This is a genomic window from Rhodococcus zopfii NBRC 100606 = JCM 9919 (assembly GCF_001895025.1).
Classification (GTDB): domain Bacteria; phylum Actinomycetota; class Actinomycetes; order Mycobacteriales; family Mycobacteriaceae; genus Rhodococcus; species Rhodococcus zopfii.
On sequence record NZ_BCXI01000010.1, the window covers coordinates 78,423 to 92,567 of the forward strand.

15 protein-coding genes and 1 pseudogene are annotated in these 14,145 nt (G+C 69.6%); 7 read left to right on the top strand and 9 right to left on the bottom strand.

Going from position 1 to position 14,145, the window contains the following annotated elements; translation table 11 throughout:
* Positions 1-23 precede the first annotated feature (23 nt).
* Positions 24-1,151 carry a citrate synthase 2 gene (locus RZ1_RS06750; RefSeq protein ID WP_072810363.1) on the bottom strand — a complete coding sequence of 376 codons (1,128 nt, stop codon included), beginning with the start codon at positions 1,149-1,151 and terminating at the stop codon, positions 24-26.
* A 215-nt stretch (positions 1,152-1,366) separates the two neighbouring features.
* On the opposite strand from RZ1_RS06750, the gene pdxH reads away from it, so the two are divergent.
* From pdxH to RZ1_RS31175, 6 genes and pseudogenes are all read left to right on the top strand, one after another.
* Positions 1,367-2,020, top strand: a complete 654-nt coding sequence (gene pdxH, locus RZ1_RS06755; protein WP_072810638.1) for a pyridoxamine 5'-phosphate oxidase — start codon at positions 1,367-1,369, stop codon at positions 2,018-2,020.
* Complete coding sequence (locus RZ1_RS06760) at positions 2,017-3,294, top strand: MFS transporter (protein ID WP_072810364.1); 1,278 nt, start codon at positions 2,017-2,019, stop codon at positions 3,292-3,294. The genes pdxH and RZ1_RS06760 overlap by 4 nt, the downstream gene beginning before the upstream one ends.
* Positions 3,295-3,401: 107 nt before the next feature.
* On the top strand, positions 3,402-4,328 hold the full coding sequence (locus RZ1_RS06765) for an aldose 1-epimerase family protein (RefSeq protein ID WP_083583556.1): 927 nt from the start codon (positions 3,402-3,404) through the stop codon (positions 4,326-4,328).
* A 295-nt stretch (positions 4,329-4,623) separates the two neighbouring features.
* Positions 4,624-5,922: a citrate synthase gene (locus RZ1_RS06770; protein ID WP_072810368.1), complete on the top strand. Its 1,299-nt coding sequence runs from the start codon at positions 4,624-4,626 to the stop codon at positions 5,920-5,922.
* A 37-nt stretch (positions 5,923-5,959) separates the two neighbouring features.
* Positions 5,960-6,307, top strand: a pseudogene (locus RZ1_RS31170) (FKBP-type peptidyl-prolyl cis-trans isomerase); the annotation flags it as partial.
* Positions 6,308-6,316: 9 nt separating this feature from the next.
* Positions 6,317-6,682 (top strand): FKBP-type peptidyl-prolyl cis-trans isomerase, encoded by a 366-nt coding sequence (locus RZ1_RS31175; RefSeq protein ID WP_238072012.1) that lies wholly within the window; start codon positions 6,317-6,319, stop codon positions 6,680-6,682.
* A 51-nt stretch (positions 6,683-6,733) separates the two neighbouring features.
* Here RZ1_RS31175 and RZ1_RS06780 read toward each other — a convergent pair whose 3' ends face one another.
* The 4 genes from RZ1_RS06780 to RZ1_RS06795 all read right to left on the bottom strand — a co-directional run bounded on the left by RZ1_RS06780 (position 6,734) and on the right by RZ1_RS06795 (position 9,758).
* A complete protein-coding gene (locus RZ1_RS06780) occupies positions 6,734-7,018 on the bottom strand; it encodes a hypothetical protein (RefSeq protein WP_072810371.1) in 285 nt (94 codons plus the stop codon).
* Between the two features lie 90 nt (positions 7,019-7,108).
* The gene (locus RZ1_RS06785) at positions 7,109-8,425 is read right to left on the bottom strand and encodes a sensor histidine kinase (protein WP_072810373.1); all 1,317 of its coding nucleotides are present in this window, start codon (positions 8,423-8,425) and stop codon (positions 7,109-7,111) included.
* The gene (locus tag RZ1_RS06790) at positions 8,425-9,111 is read right to left on the bottom strand and encodes a response regulator transcription factor (protein ID WP_072810375.1); all 687 of its coding nucleotides are present in this window, start codon (positions 9,109-9,111) and stop codon (positions 8,425-8,427) included. The genes RZ1_RS06785 and RZ1_RS06790 overlap by 1 nt, the downstream gene beginning before the upstream one ends.
* Positions 9,108-9,758: a TetR/AcrR family transcriptional regulator gene (locus tag RZ1_RS06795; RefSeq protein ID WP_238071722.1), complete on the bottom strand. Its 651-nt coding sequence runs from the start codon at positions 9,756-9,758 to the stop codon at positions 9,108-9,110. Before RZ1_RS06795 ends, RZ1_RS06790 begins: the two co-directional genes overlap by 4 nt.
* 90 nt (positions 9,759-9,848) lie before the next feature.
* Between RZ1_RS06795 and RZ1_RS06800 the strand changes: the two genes are divergently transcribed.
* Positions 9,849-11,648, top strand: a complete 1,800-nt coding sequence (locus RZ1_RS06800; protein WP_072810377.1) for an acyl-CoA dehydrogenase — start codon at positions 9,849-9,851, stop codon at positions 11,646-11,648.
* Between the two features lie 4 nt (positions 11,649-11,652).
* Here RZ1_RS06800 and RZ1_RS06805 read toward each other — a convergent pair whose 3' ends face one another.
* The 4 genes from RZ1_RS06805 to RZ1_RS06820 all read right to left on the bottom strand — a co-directional run bounded on the left by RZ1_RS06805 (position 11,653) and on the right by RZ1_RS06820 (position 14,088).
* Complete coding sequence (locus tag RZ1_RS06805) at positions 11,653-12,141, bottom strand: hypothetical protein (RefSeq protein ID WP_072810642.1); 489 nt, start codon at positions 12,139-12,141, stop codon at positions 11,653-11,655.
* An 82-nt stretch (positions 12,142-12,223) separates the two neighbouring features.
* Complete coding sequence (locus RZ1_RS06810) at positions 12,224-12,709, bottom strand: CinA family protein (protein ID WP_072810379.1); 486 nt, start codon at positions 12,707-12,709, stop codon at positions 12,224-12,226.
* On the bottom strand, positions 12,706-13,479 hold the full coding sequence (locus tag RZ1_RS06815; RefSeq protein ID WP_072810380.1) for a pyrimidine reductase family protein: 774 nt from the start codon (positions 13,477-13,479) through the stop codon (positions 12,706-12,708). Before RZ1_RS06815 ends, RZ1_RS06810 begins: the two co-directional genes overlap by 4 nt.
* Positions 13,480-13,581: 102 nt before the next feature.
* Positions 13,582-14,088: a flavin reductase family protein gene (locus RZ1_RS06820; RefSeq protein WP_280522815.1), complete on the bottom strand. Its 507-nt coding sequence runs from the start codon at positions 14,086-14,088 to the stop codon at positions 13,582-13,584.
* Positions 14,089-14,145: the final 57 nt, after the last annotated feature.

The following is a 14,145-nucleotide window of genomic DNA, read 5'->3' on the forward strand; positions in this document are numbered from 1 at the left end:
ACGATCCGCCCGCCGACGGCAGCTCAGCGATGCGAGATCGCGTCCCAGCCCTCGACGCTCTCGGGGGAACGCGCATCGGGACCGGTGTAGATCGCGGACGGACGCACCAGCTTCCCGAGGCGCTTCTGCTCGAGGATGTGCGCGCACCAGCCCGCGGTGCGGCCGCTCGTGAACATCGCGGGCATCATCGCGGCGGGGACCTCGGCGAAGTCCAGGATCACCGCCGCCCAGAATTCCACGTTCGTTTCGATGGCCCGGTCGGGACGACGCTCGCGCAGCTCGGCGAGCGCGGCCTGCTCCAGCGCGGCGGCCACCTCGTAGCGCGGCGCGTTCAGGCGCTTGGCGGTGTTGCGCAGCACCCGGGCCCGCGGATCCTCCGCGCGGTACACGCGGTGGCCGAAGCCCATCAGCTTCTCCTTACGGTCGAGGATGCCCTTGACCAGGGCGCGCGCATCGCCGCTGCGTTCGGTCTCCTCGATCATCGGCAGCACCCGTGCAGGCGCGCCGCCGTGCAGCGGGCCGGACATCGCGCCGACCGCGCCGGACAGGGCTGCGGCGGCGTCGGCGCCGGTGGACGCAATGACCCGGGCGGTGAACGTCGACGCGTTCATGCCGTGCTCGGCCGCGGACACCCAGTACGCGTCGATCGCGGCGGTGTGCGCCGGATCCGGGTCACCCTTCCAGCGGACCATGAAACGCTCGGTGACCGTCTTCGCCTCGTCGATGCGCTTCTGCGGCACCGCCGGCTGGTAGATGCCGCGGGCGGACTGCGCCACGTAGGACAGGGCCATCACCGCGGCGCGGGCGAGGTTGTCGCGGGCGGTCTCGTCGTCGATGTCCAGCAGCGGTTCGAACCCCCAGATCGGGGCGAGCATCGCGAGGCCGGCCTGGACGTCGACGCGGACGTCGCCGGTGTGGATCGGGAGAGGGAACGGCTCGGCCGGATGCAGGCCCTGCCCGAACTTTCCGTCCACCAGCAGCGCCCACACGTCCCCGAACGTGACCCCGCGATCGACGAGGTCCTCGATGTCGACGCCGCGGTACCGCAGCGCGCCGCCGTCCTTGTCCGGTTCGGCGATGTCGCTGGTGAAGGCAACGACGCCTTCGAGGCCGGCGACGAAATCCTCGGGTACTGCCGCGCGCGATGCCATGACGATGGACTCTCCTTGTCTGCGTGCAGCCCGGTCCGGGCCGCACTGCCTGTGAAGGCGAGGCGCCGGAATGTGATCGGCGCCCCACCCGATGTCGTCGAACCAAACTGTAGACCTCACCACTGGACGTCGAACTCCGAGTCTCGGGAGTAGCGTCTTCGCCCGTGCCGTCAGATCCGCAGAACCGAACCCGCCGTCGCGGCGACCTCGCCGCGATGCGCGTGGACTACGCGAATGCCGGTCCCGGAGGGGCCGCGTTCGCCGCCGTCGATCTCGAACCCGAACACCTCGCCGGCGGCTGGTTGCCGCTGCTGCGGCAGTGGCTCGCCGAGGCGGTCGCCGCGGAGGTACCGGAACCGAACGCGATGGTGCTCGGCACGGTCGACGAGGACGGGCGTCCGGTGACCCGCACTGTGCTGTGCAAGGACATCGACGCGGACGGCGTCACCTTCTTCACCAACTACGACTCGAACAAGGGGCGTCAGCTCGCGGCGGTGCCGTACGCGTCGGCGACGTTCGCGTGGCTTCCCGTGCACCGGCAGGTCACCGTGCGCGGGCCGGTCATGCGGGTCTCGGCGGAGGAGACCGCCGAGTACTGGCACACCCGGCCGCGCGGTTCGCGGCTCGGCGCGTGGGCGTCGCGGCAATCGCAGCCGATCGAGTCCCGGGCCGCGCTCGAACACGCCATGGTCGAGGCCGGGGATCGCTTCGGCGTCGACAAGGACATCCCGGTCCCGCCGTTCTGGGGTGGTCTGCGGATCAGTCCCGAATCCGTGGAGTTCTGGCAGGGCCGCGCCGATCGGCTCCACAACCGGGTGCTCACCCGGCTCGTGGACGGGCAGTGGTCCACCGTGCGGCTCCAGCCGTGAGGCGGCTGCTCGCCGACACCACACCGCTGCGCAACCCGGACTACCGACGATTGTGGTGGGCCGGGGTCGTCACCACCATCGGCGCACAACTCAGTGTCGTGGCAGTGCCGCAGCAGATCTACGAGATCACCCGCAGTTCCGCGTACGTCGGCCTGACCGGTGTGTTCGGGCTGGTGCCGCTGGTCGTGTTCGGGTTGTGGGGCGGGGCGCTCGCCGATGTCATGGACCGGCGCCGGCTGCTCACCATCACCACGACCGGCCTCGGCGTCACGTCGCTGCTGCTGTGGGCGCAGGCCGCCGCGGGACTGAACAACGTGTGGGTGCTGCTCGGGTTGTTCGCGCTGCAGCAGGCGTTCTTCGCGGTCAACCAGCCGACGCGGGCCGCGATCATCCCGCGGCTGCTGCCGCCGGGACAGATCGCGGCGGCGACGTCGCTGAACATGACGGTCGTGCAGTTCGGGGCGATCGCCGGACCCCTGCTCGCCGGTGTCCTCATCCCGATGCTCGGGCTGTCGGCGTTGTATCTGATCGACACGATCGCGCTGCTCGCCACGCTGTGGGCGGTGATGCGGCTTCCGTCGATCCCGCCGCTCGGGGAGACCACGAAGGCCGGGCTGCACGCGGTGATCGACGGGTTCCGGTACCTGTCGACGCAGAAGATCTTGCTCGCCTCGTTCGTCGTCGACATCGTCGCGATGGTCTTCGGCATGGCCCGTGCTCTGTTCCCGCAGATCGCGCACGAGTCGTTCGGCGACCCGGTGACCGGCGGATTCGCCCTCGGTTTGCTGTTCGCGGCGATGTCCGTCGGCGCGGTGCTCGGCGGCGTGTTCTCCGGGTGGCTGCCGCGGGTGCGCCGGCAGGGCCTCGCGGTGATGGTGTGCATCGCATTGTGGGGCGTCGCGATGATCGGATTCGGTGTCACCGTGGCGTTCGCCGAACCCGGCGGCAGCGCCGCGCTGCTGTGGATTGCGTTGGCCTTCCTGGCATTCGGCGGGGCCGTCGACATGGTGTCGGCCGCGTTCCGTTCGACGATGCTGCAGACCGTCGCGACCGACGAGATGCGCGGCCGGCTGCAGGGCGTGTTCATCGTGGTCGTCGCCGGGGGACCGCGCATCGGCGACGTCGCACACGGCATTGCCGCCGCGTCGGTCGGCACCGCGATCGCGGCGGCGGGCGGTGGCGTGCTCGTCGTGATCGGCACGGTGATCTGTGTGCTCGCGTTCCCCGCGTTCGTACGGTTCCGGGTCGCGAAGGACGGGTTGAGAGAGGTATAGGCCGCCTCGTGTTCCGGCCGCCCCGAGGGCCCACGGGAGCAGGGCACACGGGCGCGGACGCGCCGATTCGGTGGTGAGGACCGCCGCAGCCGTGGAAACTGTGGAGCATGTCCGATCCGAGGGATTTCGGTATCGAGAGAGACGGGTACCGGGCAGCGGTGTCCAGTGCGGGTGGCGCGTTGCGTCTGCTCGAACACGAGGCGCCCGACGGTGCCTACCGGCTCACCGAGAGCTGGCCACCCGGGGAGCGCCCTCCGATGTACAGCGGTGTCGTGCTCGCCCCGTGGCCCGGCCGGGTTCGCGACGGCCACTTCTTCTTCGACGGCATCGAGCACCAGCTCGCCCTGACAGATCCGCAGCACGGTGCCGCGCTGCACGGGTTCGCGTGGATGACCGACTGGGAACTGTTGTCGCACAGCGAGAGCAAGGTCGTGCAGGCGCTCGAGGTCGGGTTGCACAAGGGCTGGCCGTACCAGCTGCGGCTCACCGTCACGTACGAACTGGGACCGGCCGGGCTGACGGTAACCCACACCACGACCAACATCGGCGGCTATCACGCCCCGTTCGGATTGGGGGCGCACCCGTATCTGCGGGCCGGTGACTCCGACCTCGACGACTGCACCCTGCAGATCGCCGCCGGCACCCGGCTGCCCGTCGATCCGGAGCGGTCCCTGCCGAACGCCTACTCGCAGCCGGTCGTCGACAGCGACTACGACTTCACGGCGCCGCGGCCGCTGCGCGGCGTGACCCTCGACACTCCCTTCAGCGCCCTCGACGAGGACGTCGACGGACGGGTACGGCACGACCTGCTCGGCCCGGACGGTCGCGGGGTGCGGATGTGGACCGGCCCGGGCTTCGGGTGGGTGCACGCGTCGATCACCGGCTCGGATCCCGGCTATCCGGGCCGTGGACGTGCCCTCGCGCTCGCGCCGTCGACGTGCCCGCCGGACGCGTTCAATCTCGGCATCGACATCGTCGTGTTGCAGGCCGGTGAAACGTGGACGGGGCAGTGGGGGCTGAGCGCGCTCGTGTGACCGGTCGTCCGGTGACCGGCGACCTCTCGGACGGGACACGCCGGGGGTGCCTCACCGGCGGAGATCCGGTATCGTGATACCGATTTACGTGGAGTGTTGTCGCAGGTGAACGGCATGCATGTCCGTCGGTATGAGCCGATCGCCGGACCCGACGAGGGTTTGCCCCCGCTACGCGTGGGTAACCGTTCCGGGACTTTCGACCGACCCTCCCTGGGCGCCCGCCCCGGCCAGCGGCTAGGTTCTACGTGAATGTTCGGAAGTTTTCTCGTAGGTCTGAGCTTGAGAGGGATCCTTCGTGCCCGCTGAGAATGACACAAACCCCACCCTCAGCTACCCCGGTGGCGAGCACACGATGTCGATCGCCAAGGCGACGGAAGGCAATGACGGTATCGAGCTGGGCAAGCTCCTTGCTGCAACCGGGTACACCACCCTTGACCCCGGTTTCGTCAACACCGCCTCCACGAAGTCGGCGATCACGTACATCGACGGTGAGAAGGGCATCCTGCGTTACCGCGGGTACCCGATCGAGCAGCTCGCGGAACGGTCGACGTTCATCGAGGTCAGCTACCTGCTGATCTACGGTGAGCTCCCGACCGCGGAGCAGCTCGAGGTGTTCACTGACAAGATCCGCCGGCACACGCTGCTGCACGAGGATCTCAAGCGCTTCTTCGACGGTTTCCCGCGCAACGCGCACCCGATGCCGGTCGTCTCCAGCGCCGTCAACGCTTTGTCGGCGTACTACCAGGACGCCCTCGACCCGGACGATCCGGAGCAGGTCGAACTGTCGACGATCCGCCTCATGGCGAAGCTGCCGACGATCGCTGCCTACGCCTACAAGAAGTCCGTCGGCCAGCCGTTCCTGTACCCGGACAACTCGCTGTCGCTGGTCGAGAACTTCCTGCGCATGACGTTCGGGTTCCCGGCCGAGCCGTACGAGATCGATCCCGAGGTCGCGCAGGCGCTCGACATGCTGCTGATCCTGCACGCCGACCACGAGCAGAACTGCTCCACGTCGACGGTGCGCCTGGTCGGTTCGTCCGACGCCAACCTGTTCACGTCGATCTCCGGTGGCATCAACGCCCTGTGGGGCCCGCTGCACGGCGGCGCCAACCAGGCCGTGCTCGAGATGCTCGACACGATCAAGAACTCCGGCGGCGACGTCAACGAGTTCGTCCGCAAGGTCAAGAACAAGGAAGACGGCGTGAAGCTCATGGGCTTCGGTCATCGCGTCTACCGCAACTACGATCCGCGTGCCGCGATCGTGAAGAAGACCGCCGACTCGATCCTCACCAAACTCGGCGCCGGCGACGAACTGCTCGAGATCGCCATGAAGCTCGAGGAAGCCGCGCTCACCGACGAGTACTTCATCGAGCGCAAGCTGTACCCGAACGTCGACTTCTACACCGGTCTCATCTACCGGGCGATGGGCTTCCCGGACCGCATGTTCACCGTGCTGTTCGCGCTCGGCCGCCTGCCCGGCTGGATCGCGCACTGGCGCGAGATGCACTCGGATCCGACCCTGAAGATCGGCCGCCCGCGCCAGATCTACACCGGATACACCGAGCGCGACTACGCCGCCCTCGACGCGCGCTGACCCGCGCCCGAACGCAACCTCGACGAGGAGAACACGCATGAGCAAGCCGGAGATCGAGTTCCAGGACGGTCCCGCACCCACCGAGCTGGTTGTCAAGGACCTGACGGTCGGTGATGGTGCCGAGGCCACGCCCGGCGCGAAGGTCGAGGTGCACTATGTCGGCGTCGAGTTCGACACCGGCGAGGAGTTCGATTCGTCGTGGAACCGCGGTGAGTCCATCACCTTCCCGCTGGCCGGTCTGATCGCCGGGTGGCAGGAAGGCATCCCCGGCATGAAGGTCGGCGGGCGTCGTCAGCTGACGATCCCGCCGGAGCTCGCCTACGGCCCGGCAGGGTCCGGCCACCGGCTGTCCGGCAAGACCCTGGTCTTCATCATCGACCTGCTCGACGTGAAGGTGCCGCCGGCGGTTCCGGTCGTCGAACCGGCCACCGGTCCGGCCCCGGCCGAGCTGGTCGTCGAGGACATCACCGTCGGTGATGGTTCCGAGGCGCAGCCCGGCGCGGTCGTGGACGTGCACTACCACGGTGTCGAATACGACACGAACGACGTGTTCGACTCGTCGTTCGCCCGCGGCGAGTCCGTGAAGTTCCCGCTCGGGCGCCTGATCCCCGGCTGGCAGGAAGGCATCCCCGGCATGAAGGTCGGTGGCCGCCGCAAGCTCACGGTCCCGCCGGAGCTCGCCTACGGTCCCGCCGGATCCGGGCATCCCCTCGGCGGCAAGACCCTGGTGTTCGTCATCGATCTGCTGGGCACCAACTAGATCGATCCCACGACGCCCCGCATCGTTCGCGATGCGGGGCGTCGTGCGTTCTCACCGCTCCCGGACGAGGGTGGCCGTCGCGATATCGTCTCGGCGGTGACCGCTACCGTCGGTGGTGAAGCGCCACAGGCCGTCGTCGCACCGCAGCCCGTCGAGCCGGGTGCCCGGCGACTTCTCGTCGATGCGGACGATCCTGCCGTGGTCGTCGACGATGGCGACGTCGCAGCGGCCGCTGTCGCTCCGGTGCATCGGGTCGGCGGCGGCAGTGCCCGCGACTCCGAGAAGCGACAGCGTGCTCAGGGTCGTGATGGCAAACAACCTGCGGCTCTTCGACATTCGGTCCTCCGGGAACTGGCGGTTGATCTGACACGTCCATCGTGCCCGCGGCCGGTGGCGTCGCGTACCCACCCGAGGTGTGGACCGGGCTCACCCCACCGATCCGGCGATCCGCACCGTCAGCCGCGCCCCGCCGAGCGGCGAACCCTCGAGTCGCGCCGTGCCCCCGTGCAGCGCCGCCTGCTGCGCGACCAGGGTCAGCCCCAACCCGGAACCGGTGCGGGACGCGCCCGCGCCGCGCCGGAACCGTTCGAAGACGACCTCCCGCTCGCCGGGAGGAACGCCCGTGCCGTCGTCGTCGACGGTGAGGACCGTGTCCGGACCGTCCGCGGCGACCGCCAGCCGGATGCGGTGCGCGTCGCCGTGCCGGACCGCGTTGGCGATCGCGTTGTCGACGACGAGCCGCAGGCCGCCGGGCAGCGCCCGTACCGGACGACCGGGTTCCCCGTCGACGTCCACCACCAGCCCCGGGTGGCGGCCGCGGGCATCGGCGGCCGCCGCGTCGCAGATCTCCACCGGATCGGTGTCGACGAAATCGGCGGCGTTCGACAGGTCGCCGCGGGCAAGACGTTCGAGATCGTCGAGGGTCGATTCCACGCGACCCTGGGTACGGATGAGATCGCCGAGGATCTCGGTGCGGTCGCCGACGGCGAGATCGTGTGTCGAGAGCACCTCCAGGTCCGTGCGCATCGCCGTCAACGGCGTCCGCAGTTCGTGGGCGGCGGCGGCTGCGAAATCCCGCGCGGTGGCGAGCGCCGCGTCGGTCGCAGCCTGGGCGTGCGCCACGTCGGCGAGCATCGACCCGGCGGCGGACGCGAGCTCGTCGGCCTCGCGGATACCGGACCTGCGGGGCGCGAGATCCGGGTCGCGCGCGGCGATCCGGCCGGTGAGATCCACCAGGGGCCGCACCGCGCGGCCGCCGAACACCCAGCCGAGCGCGGTGGCGACCGCGATCGCGCACAGCCCGGCGACGGCCAGCTGCCGATGCTGCGTGGTCGTGATGTCCTGGGCCTCGGCATACGGAACGGCGACCGACATGCGGGCTCGTGTCGCTTCGATCGGTGCGGTGACGGCGCGGTAGCGGACGTCGCCGACCGTGACGGTGTGGGCACCCGGGTCGAGCTCGGGAAGCTGCGTCGGGGTGCTGGTGCGTACGCGGCCGTCCTTGTCGGCGCGGATCGTCACGGCGAACGCGCCCGCGTCGCCGAGCGCGGGCAGGAACAACCCGGCGGTCCCGGCGTTGGCGACGAGAACCTGCGCGGCGGTGTCGAGGCGGCGGTCGAGCTGGGCGAGGTTGTTGCGGGCGATCTCGATCGCGACGAGGACCCCGAGCACCCCGACGACGAGGGTGGTGCCCAGTGCCGTCGCCGCCGCAACCCGCGCCCGAAGCGAAAAGCGTTGGCTCATCACGATTCCCGCATCACGAATCCGACCCCGCGCACCGTGTGCACGAGACGCGGTGCGCCACCGGACTCGAGCTTACGACGCAGATATCCGACGAACACGTCCACGACGTTGGTGTCGGAGTCGAAGTCGTAACCCCACACCAGCGCCAGCAGCCGATCGCGGGACAGCACGATCCCCGCGTTGCGTGCCAGCACCTCGAGCAGCTCGAACTCGCGCTTGGTCAGCTCGACCGGAATCCCACGGAGGTGCACGCGACGACCGGCAGGATCGAGCTCGAGATCGCCGACCCGCACGGTCGCCGAGGGCACGCCGCCGGGCCGGCGCCGCAGCATCGCCTTGATCCGGGCAACCAGCTCTGCCAGCACGAACGGTTTGGTGAGGTAGTCGTCGGCGCCGGCCTCGAGCCCGGCGATACGGTCGCCGACGGTACTGCGCGCGCTGAGCACGCAGATCGGGATGTCGTCACCCGCCTCGCGCAGCGCGGTCACCACACCGGTGCCGTCGAGCACCGGCATGTTCATGTCCAGGACCATCGCGTCCGGCCGCTGCTGGCCGACGACCGCGAGGGCGCCGTGACCGTCGGTGGCGGTGAGGACTGCGAAACCGGACAGGCGCAGTCCGCGGCGCAGCGACGCGAGCACGTCTTCGTCGTCGTCGACGACCAGGACGGTGGCGGGGGCGCTCATGCAGGCATTGTGCCCTGGCCGGCGCCGAGCATGGACAACACGAGCGCGACGTAGTTGCCGGCGAGTGCGTCGATGGCCATCCGGCCCGGCTGGTACCAGCGGGAGACGTCGATGCCCAGCGAGAGTATCGCCAGCGCGGCGGTCGGAACGTCACCCACCGTGAACGCACCGGAGTCGACGCCGCGCTGGATCTCGTCGCGGATCACCGCGTCGGTGGCGCGCCGGATCTCGGCGATCTCCCGGTAATGCTCGTCGGTGAGGGCGTGCAATTCGTACTGGGCGACGCGGCACATCGTGTGGTGTTCGGCGTGGATGCGCACGAACCGGTCGACGATCGCGCGGATCCGGTCGACGGGGCCGTCGGCGCCGGCGGCGGCCGCGGTGATCGTGTCGAGCACGAATCGGTGTCCGATGCGGCTCGCCTCGAACAGCACTTCCTCCTTGGAGGGGAAGTGAACGTAGAGCGCGGCGGGGCTCAGGCCCGCGCCGACGGAAATGTCGCGGGTGGTCGTGGCGTGGTAGCCGCGCCGGGCGAACGAGTCCACGGCCGACAGTACGAGCCGGCGGGCGACCTCGGACTTGACGCCGGTCAGGGCGCCGGGTCCGGTGGTGTCCGCGGGTGGGGCGGTGTCAGTGCTGTCGGTCAACGGTCCGTCCTGTCGATCGTGGTGCTCGTTGACATCATGCACCGCCGCCGGTTAACTAAGTGAGCGCTTAGTCGTCCCGAAAGGATAGCCATGCCCGCTCCCGTCCTGTCCCGGCGCGACCTCGACTTCCTGCTGTACGACTGGCTCGACGTCGTGTCGCTGACCGACCGCCCCTACTTCGCCGAGCACTCCCGCGAGACGTTCGACGGCATCCTCGACCTCAGCGCCGACCTCGCCACCAAGCATTTCGCCACGCACAACAAGAAGGCCGACGCGAACGAGCCGCGCATCGGCGAGGACGGGCGCGTCGAGATCATTCCCGAGGTCAGGGAGGCGCTCGACCAGTTCGCGAAGGCCGGCCTGATCTCCGCGAGCTTCGACGAATCGCTCGGCGGCATGCAGCTGCCCGTGTCGGTGCTGCGGGCGGCGATGGCATGGTTCCAGGCCGCGAACGCCGGCACCTCGTCGTACCCGTTCCTCACCGTCGGCAACGCCAACGTCATCGCCACCCACGGCACCGAGGAGCAGGTCTCGACGTTCGTTCCGTCGCTGCTCGAAGGTCGATTCTTCGGCACCATGTGCCTGTCCGAGCCGCAGGCCGGCTCGTCGCTCGCCGACATCACCACCAAGGCGATCCCGCAGGACGACGGCACCTACCGGCTGACCGGCACCAAGATGTGGATCTCCGGCGGCGACCACGAGCTGACCGAGAACATCGTGCACCTGGTGCTCGCGAAAATCCCCGGCGGACCGGCGGGCGTGAAGGGCATCTCGCTGTTCATCGTCCCGAAGTTCCTCGTCGACGCCGACGGCACGCTCGGCGAGCGCAACGACGTCGCACTGGTGGGCCTGAACCACAAGATGGGCAACCGCGGCACCACCAACACCCTCCTCAACTTCGGTGACGGCTCCTTCACCCCGGACGGTCGCGAGGGCGCCGTCGGGTACCTGCTCGGCGAGGCGAACAAGGGCCTGTCGTACATGTTCCTGCTGATGAACGAGGCGCGAATCGGGGTCGGGTTCCTCGCGACCTCCCTCGGCTACGCCGGGTACCTGCAGTCGGTCGAGTACGCGCGCACCCGTACCCAGGGGCGTCCGCTCGCCGACAAGGACCCGTCCTCGCCGCAGGTACCGCTCATCGAGCACGCCGACGTCCGGCGCATGCTGCTCGCGCAGAAGGCGTACGTCGAGGGCGCCCTCGCGCTCGGACTGTACTGCTCCAAGCTTGTCGACGAGGAGCGCAGCGCCGCGGATGCCGACGCCCGCGACCGCGCCGGCCTGCTGCTCGACGTGCTCACCCCGATCGCGAAGTCGTGGCCGTCGCAGTGGTGCCTCGAGGCGAACAGTCTGGCGATCCAGGTGCACGGCGGCTACGGCTACACCCGCGAGTTCGACGTCGAGCAGTTCTACCGCGACAACCGGCTCAACCAGATCCACGAGGGCACCCACGGCATCCAGGGCATGGATCTGCTCGGCCGCAAGGTGATCATGAGGGGCGGTGCCGGTCTGGCGCTGCTCGGCGAGACCATCGCCGCGACCGTCGCGCAGGCGCGGGCCGCCGGCGGTGACATCGCCGAATACGCGCAGCAGCTCGAGGCGGCCGTCGTGCGCGTCGCCACCACCACCGCGACACTGTGGGCGGGTCGCGATCCCGAACTGGCGCTGGCGAACTCGTCGGTATACCTGGAGGCCGTCGGGCATGTGGTGGTCGCGTGGATCTGGCTCGAACAACTCCTCGCCGCCGGCGACCGCGAGGGTGCCTTCTTCGACGGGAAGCGCGCCGCCGCGCAGTTCTTCTACCGCTTCGAATTGCCGAAGACCGGACCTCAGTTCGATCTGCTCGACAGCCTGGACCGCACGACGCTCGACATCTCACCCGACGCGTTCTGACGTATCACCATGTCACGGTGAGCGATTCGCCGACCGGGAGCGCATGCCACCGGTCGGCGTAGTCGTCGAAGCACCCCACGATCTTCTCGATGACGGGTGGAATCGCATTGCGGGTGACGTACGCGGGCAAGGATTCCGCGAACCCGCGCCGGACTTCCCACACCGGAACGGCGATACCCGCCAACTCCTCCGATCGGGCCATGTCCATCGTCGCCCGCTCGGAGGACGTGGCGCCCTTCGACTTCCGGCGGCGGGCGGCCTTCGCTCGTTCGGCGGGATCTGCCGGCCAGAACAGTCCGTTGTCGCCCGCCGCGAGCTGCCCGAACACTCCGAAGTCGATGCCGGCCTCCCGCTCGACGAGCAGGTGCACCAGATCGTGCGGCAGATGCGGATGGCCGCCGGGCCCGTTGCGCGGAGCCAGCGTGGCACCGGTCTCGCGGCGCACAGCGATGTCATAGCTCGTGCCGGGACCCTTGGTGAACACAACCTGCATGCTCGTACGGTAGCCGCCGCGCCGACCCGTGTGCATCCGGTTTTCCGTCACCGGTGCCGAGTCGGCTTCGGGTGGGGGTCGGTCAGGCGGACGCCCGATCGGCCAGCAACGTCAGGGCGTGCCGCACCGTCTGCGCCAGCACATCTTCGGGATCTCCGTCGAAATGCCGCTCCTCGGAACGGGTGCCGTCCGGTCCGGTCGTCGCGAAGCACACCGTCCCCGGCGGACGCCCGTCCTGCGGTTCGGGACCACCCGCTCCGGTGACGGCGACGACGAGATCGGCGCCCAGCAGCCGCGCCGTGCTCTCGGCCATCGTCCGCGCGGCCGCCTCGCACACCACCGGACCCTCGGGCACTTCCAGCAGACCGTGTTTGACGGACCACGAGTACGCGACGATCCCGCCCCGGAACCACTCCGAGCTTTTCGGCCCGGCGCCGAGCCGCGCCGCGATCGACCCCGATGTCAGCGACTCCGCGCACGCCACGGTGTAGCCGCGGGCGGCCGTGAGCTCGGCGAGCCGTTCGATCAGTTCGTCGGACCGGCGCGTGCCGTCGGCCACGTCACTCATTCGAGTTTCCTTTCCCCGTTGCCGGACCGGACCCACCGGCCCAGCAGCGTTCCGTCGTCGTCGGCCAGCAGGTGCTCGCGTCGCATCGACGTCGGCGCCGACACCGGGGCGGTCGCGATGCGGCCCGCCGAACCGGCCGCCAGCATCGGCGCGAGCGTCAGGCACAGTTCGTCGACGGACCCGTCCGCGATCAGGGTGCCGAACAATCTCGGGCCGCCCTCGCACAGCACCCGCCGCCAGCCCGCGCCGTCGAGCGCCGCGACGAGGGTGGCGCCGTCGATCTCGTGGTCGGCGACGACCTGCACGTCCGCACCGGCATCGGTCAACGCGCGGCGCTTCGAATCGGGCACCCGGGCGCTGGTGAACACCACCGGCGGCACGAACGTGTCGGTGAACAGGCGCATCTGCGGGTCGAGGTCGCCGGACGCGGTGACCACCACGATCGGCGCGATCTCGGGCAGGCCCGCCGCTGCCCGACGCTCGCGCAGGGCCGGACTCGTCCGCGCGCCCCCGTAGTTCTCGCCGCGAGCCGTGCCCGCACCGACGACGATGACCTCGGCAAGCTCGCGCAGCATCCCGAAGACCTTCTTGTCGGCGGGGGTACCGAGACCGCCGGACCTACCGTCCACAGCCACGGCACCGTCGAGCGACGACACGAAGTTGACGCGGACCCACGGCCTGTCCGGCTCGGGGGGATAGGAGTACAGGGCACGCAGTCCGGCGTCGTCCAGTATCCGACTGGGATCGATCGGGTCGTCGAGGCGGCGCATCCTTCGATCAGATCACGGGTATCCGCGGTGCCGCCAGCGATCCGCTGTGACGATCGCCGGGAAGGATGACCGGCCACCGAGCGGATGTCCGGAGGACCGGTCTCACGGGTCGTGACCGGCGTCCAGATCGCGCACGTCGCGGAACGTCACGAGGTCGGTGAGGTCGCCGCGGAGCTCCCCGCGATCCGGTGCGAGCAGGAAACCGACATGGTCGCCCAGATCGAATCGGCCGAGGATCTCACCGGTGAACCACGCCGCCGCGTCGTCCAGAATCGGAAGCCCGTGCGGTCCCTCGGTCCAGTGGCAGCGTGCGAACTTGTCGACTTCGTCGCCGGTCCGCTCGCCGAACAGCCTGGCAAGCGACAGGTGTCGCCGGTCGAGGACGTGCACGGCGAGATGGTCGGCTGCGGTAGCCACCCGGAACGTGCGGTTCTTGTCGGACAGGCCCACCAGGAACCGCGGCGGATCGATCGCCGACTGGGTGGCAAAACCGACCAGGCAGCCACTGCGCTCGTTCACCGCGCGCGTGGTCACCACGAACATCGGATAGTCGAGCCGGTCCACGATCGAGGAGAACCCGTCGCTCGAGCCGCTGATGGCATCGGACACGGCCGCATCGTACGTCGAATCGACGCCGTGCGCACCGGAGCCGGGGGCGTTTGGTGG

Coding starts and splice junctions, on each gene's coding strand:
- RZ1_RS06750 (WP_072810363.1), bottom strand. CDS start 1,151: ATGGCATCGCGCGCGGCAGTACCCGAGGATTTCGTCGCCGGCCTCGAA.
- pdxH (WP_072810638.1), top strand. CDS start 1,367: ATGCGCGTGGACTACGCGAATGCCGGTCCCGGAGGGGCCGCGTTCGCC.
- RZ1_RS06765 (WP_083583556.1), top strand. CDS start 3,402: ATGTCCGATCCGAGGGATTTCGGTATCGAGAGAGACGGGTACCGGGCA.
- RZ1_RS06780 (WP_072810371.1), bottom strand. CDS start 7,018: ATGTCGAAGAGCCGCAGGTTGTTTGCCATCACGACCCTGAGCACGCTG.
- RZ1_RS06785 (WP_072810373.1), bottom strand. CDS start 8,425: ATGAGCCAACGCTTTTCGCTTCGGGCGCGGGTTGCGGCGGCGACGGCA.
- RZ1_RS06790 (WP_072810375.1), bottom strand. CDS start 9,111: ATGAGCGCCCCCGCCACCGTCCTGGTCGTCGACGACGACGAAGACGTG.
- RZ1_RS06800 (WP_072810377.1), top strand. CDS start 9,849: ATGCCCGCTCCCGTCCTGTCCCGGCGCGACCTCGACTTCCTGCTGTAC.
- RZ1_RS06805 (WP_072810642.1), bottom strand. CDS start 12,141: ATGCAGGTTGTGTTCACCAAGGGTCCCGGCACGAGCTATGACATCGCT.
- RZ1_RS06810 (WP_072810379.1), bottom strand. CDS start 12,709: ATGAGTGACGTGGCCGACGGCACGCGCCGGTCCGACGAACTGATCGAA.
- RZ1_RS06815 (WP_072810380.1), bottom strand. CDS start 13,479: ATGCGCCGCCTCGACGACCCGATCGATCCCAGTCGGATACTGGACGAC.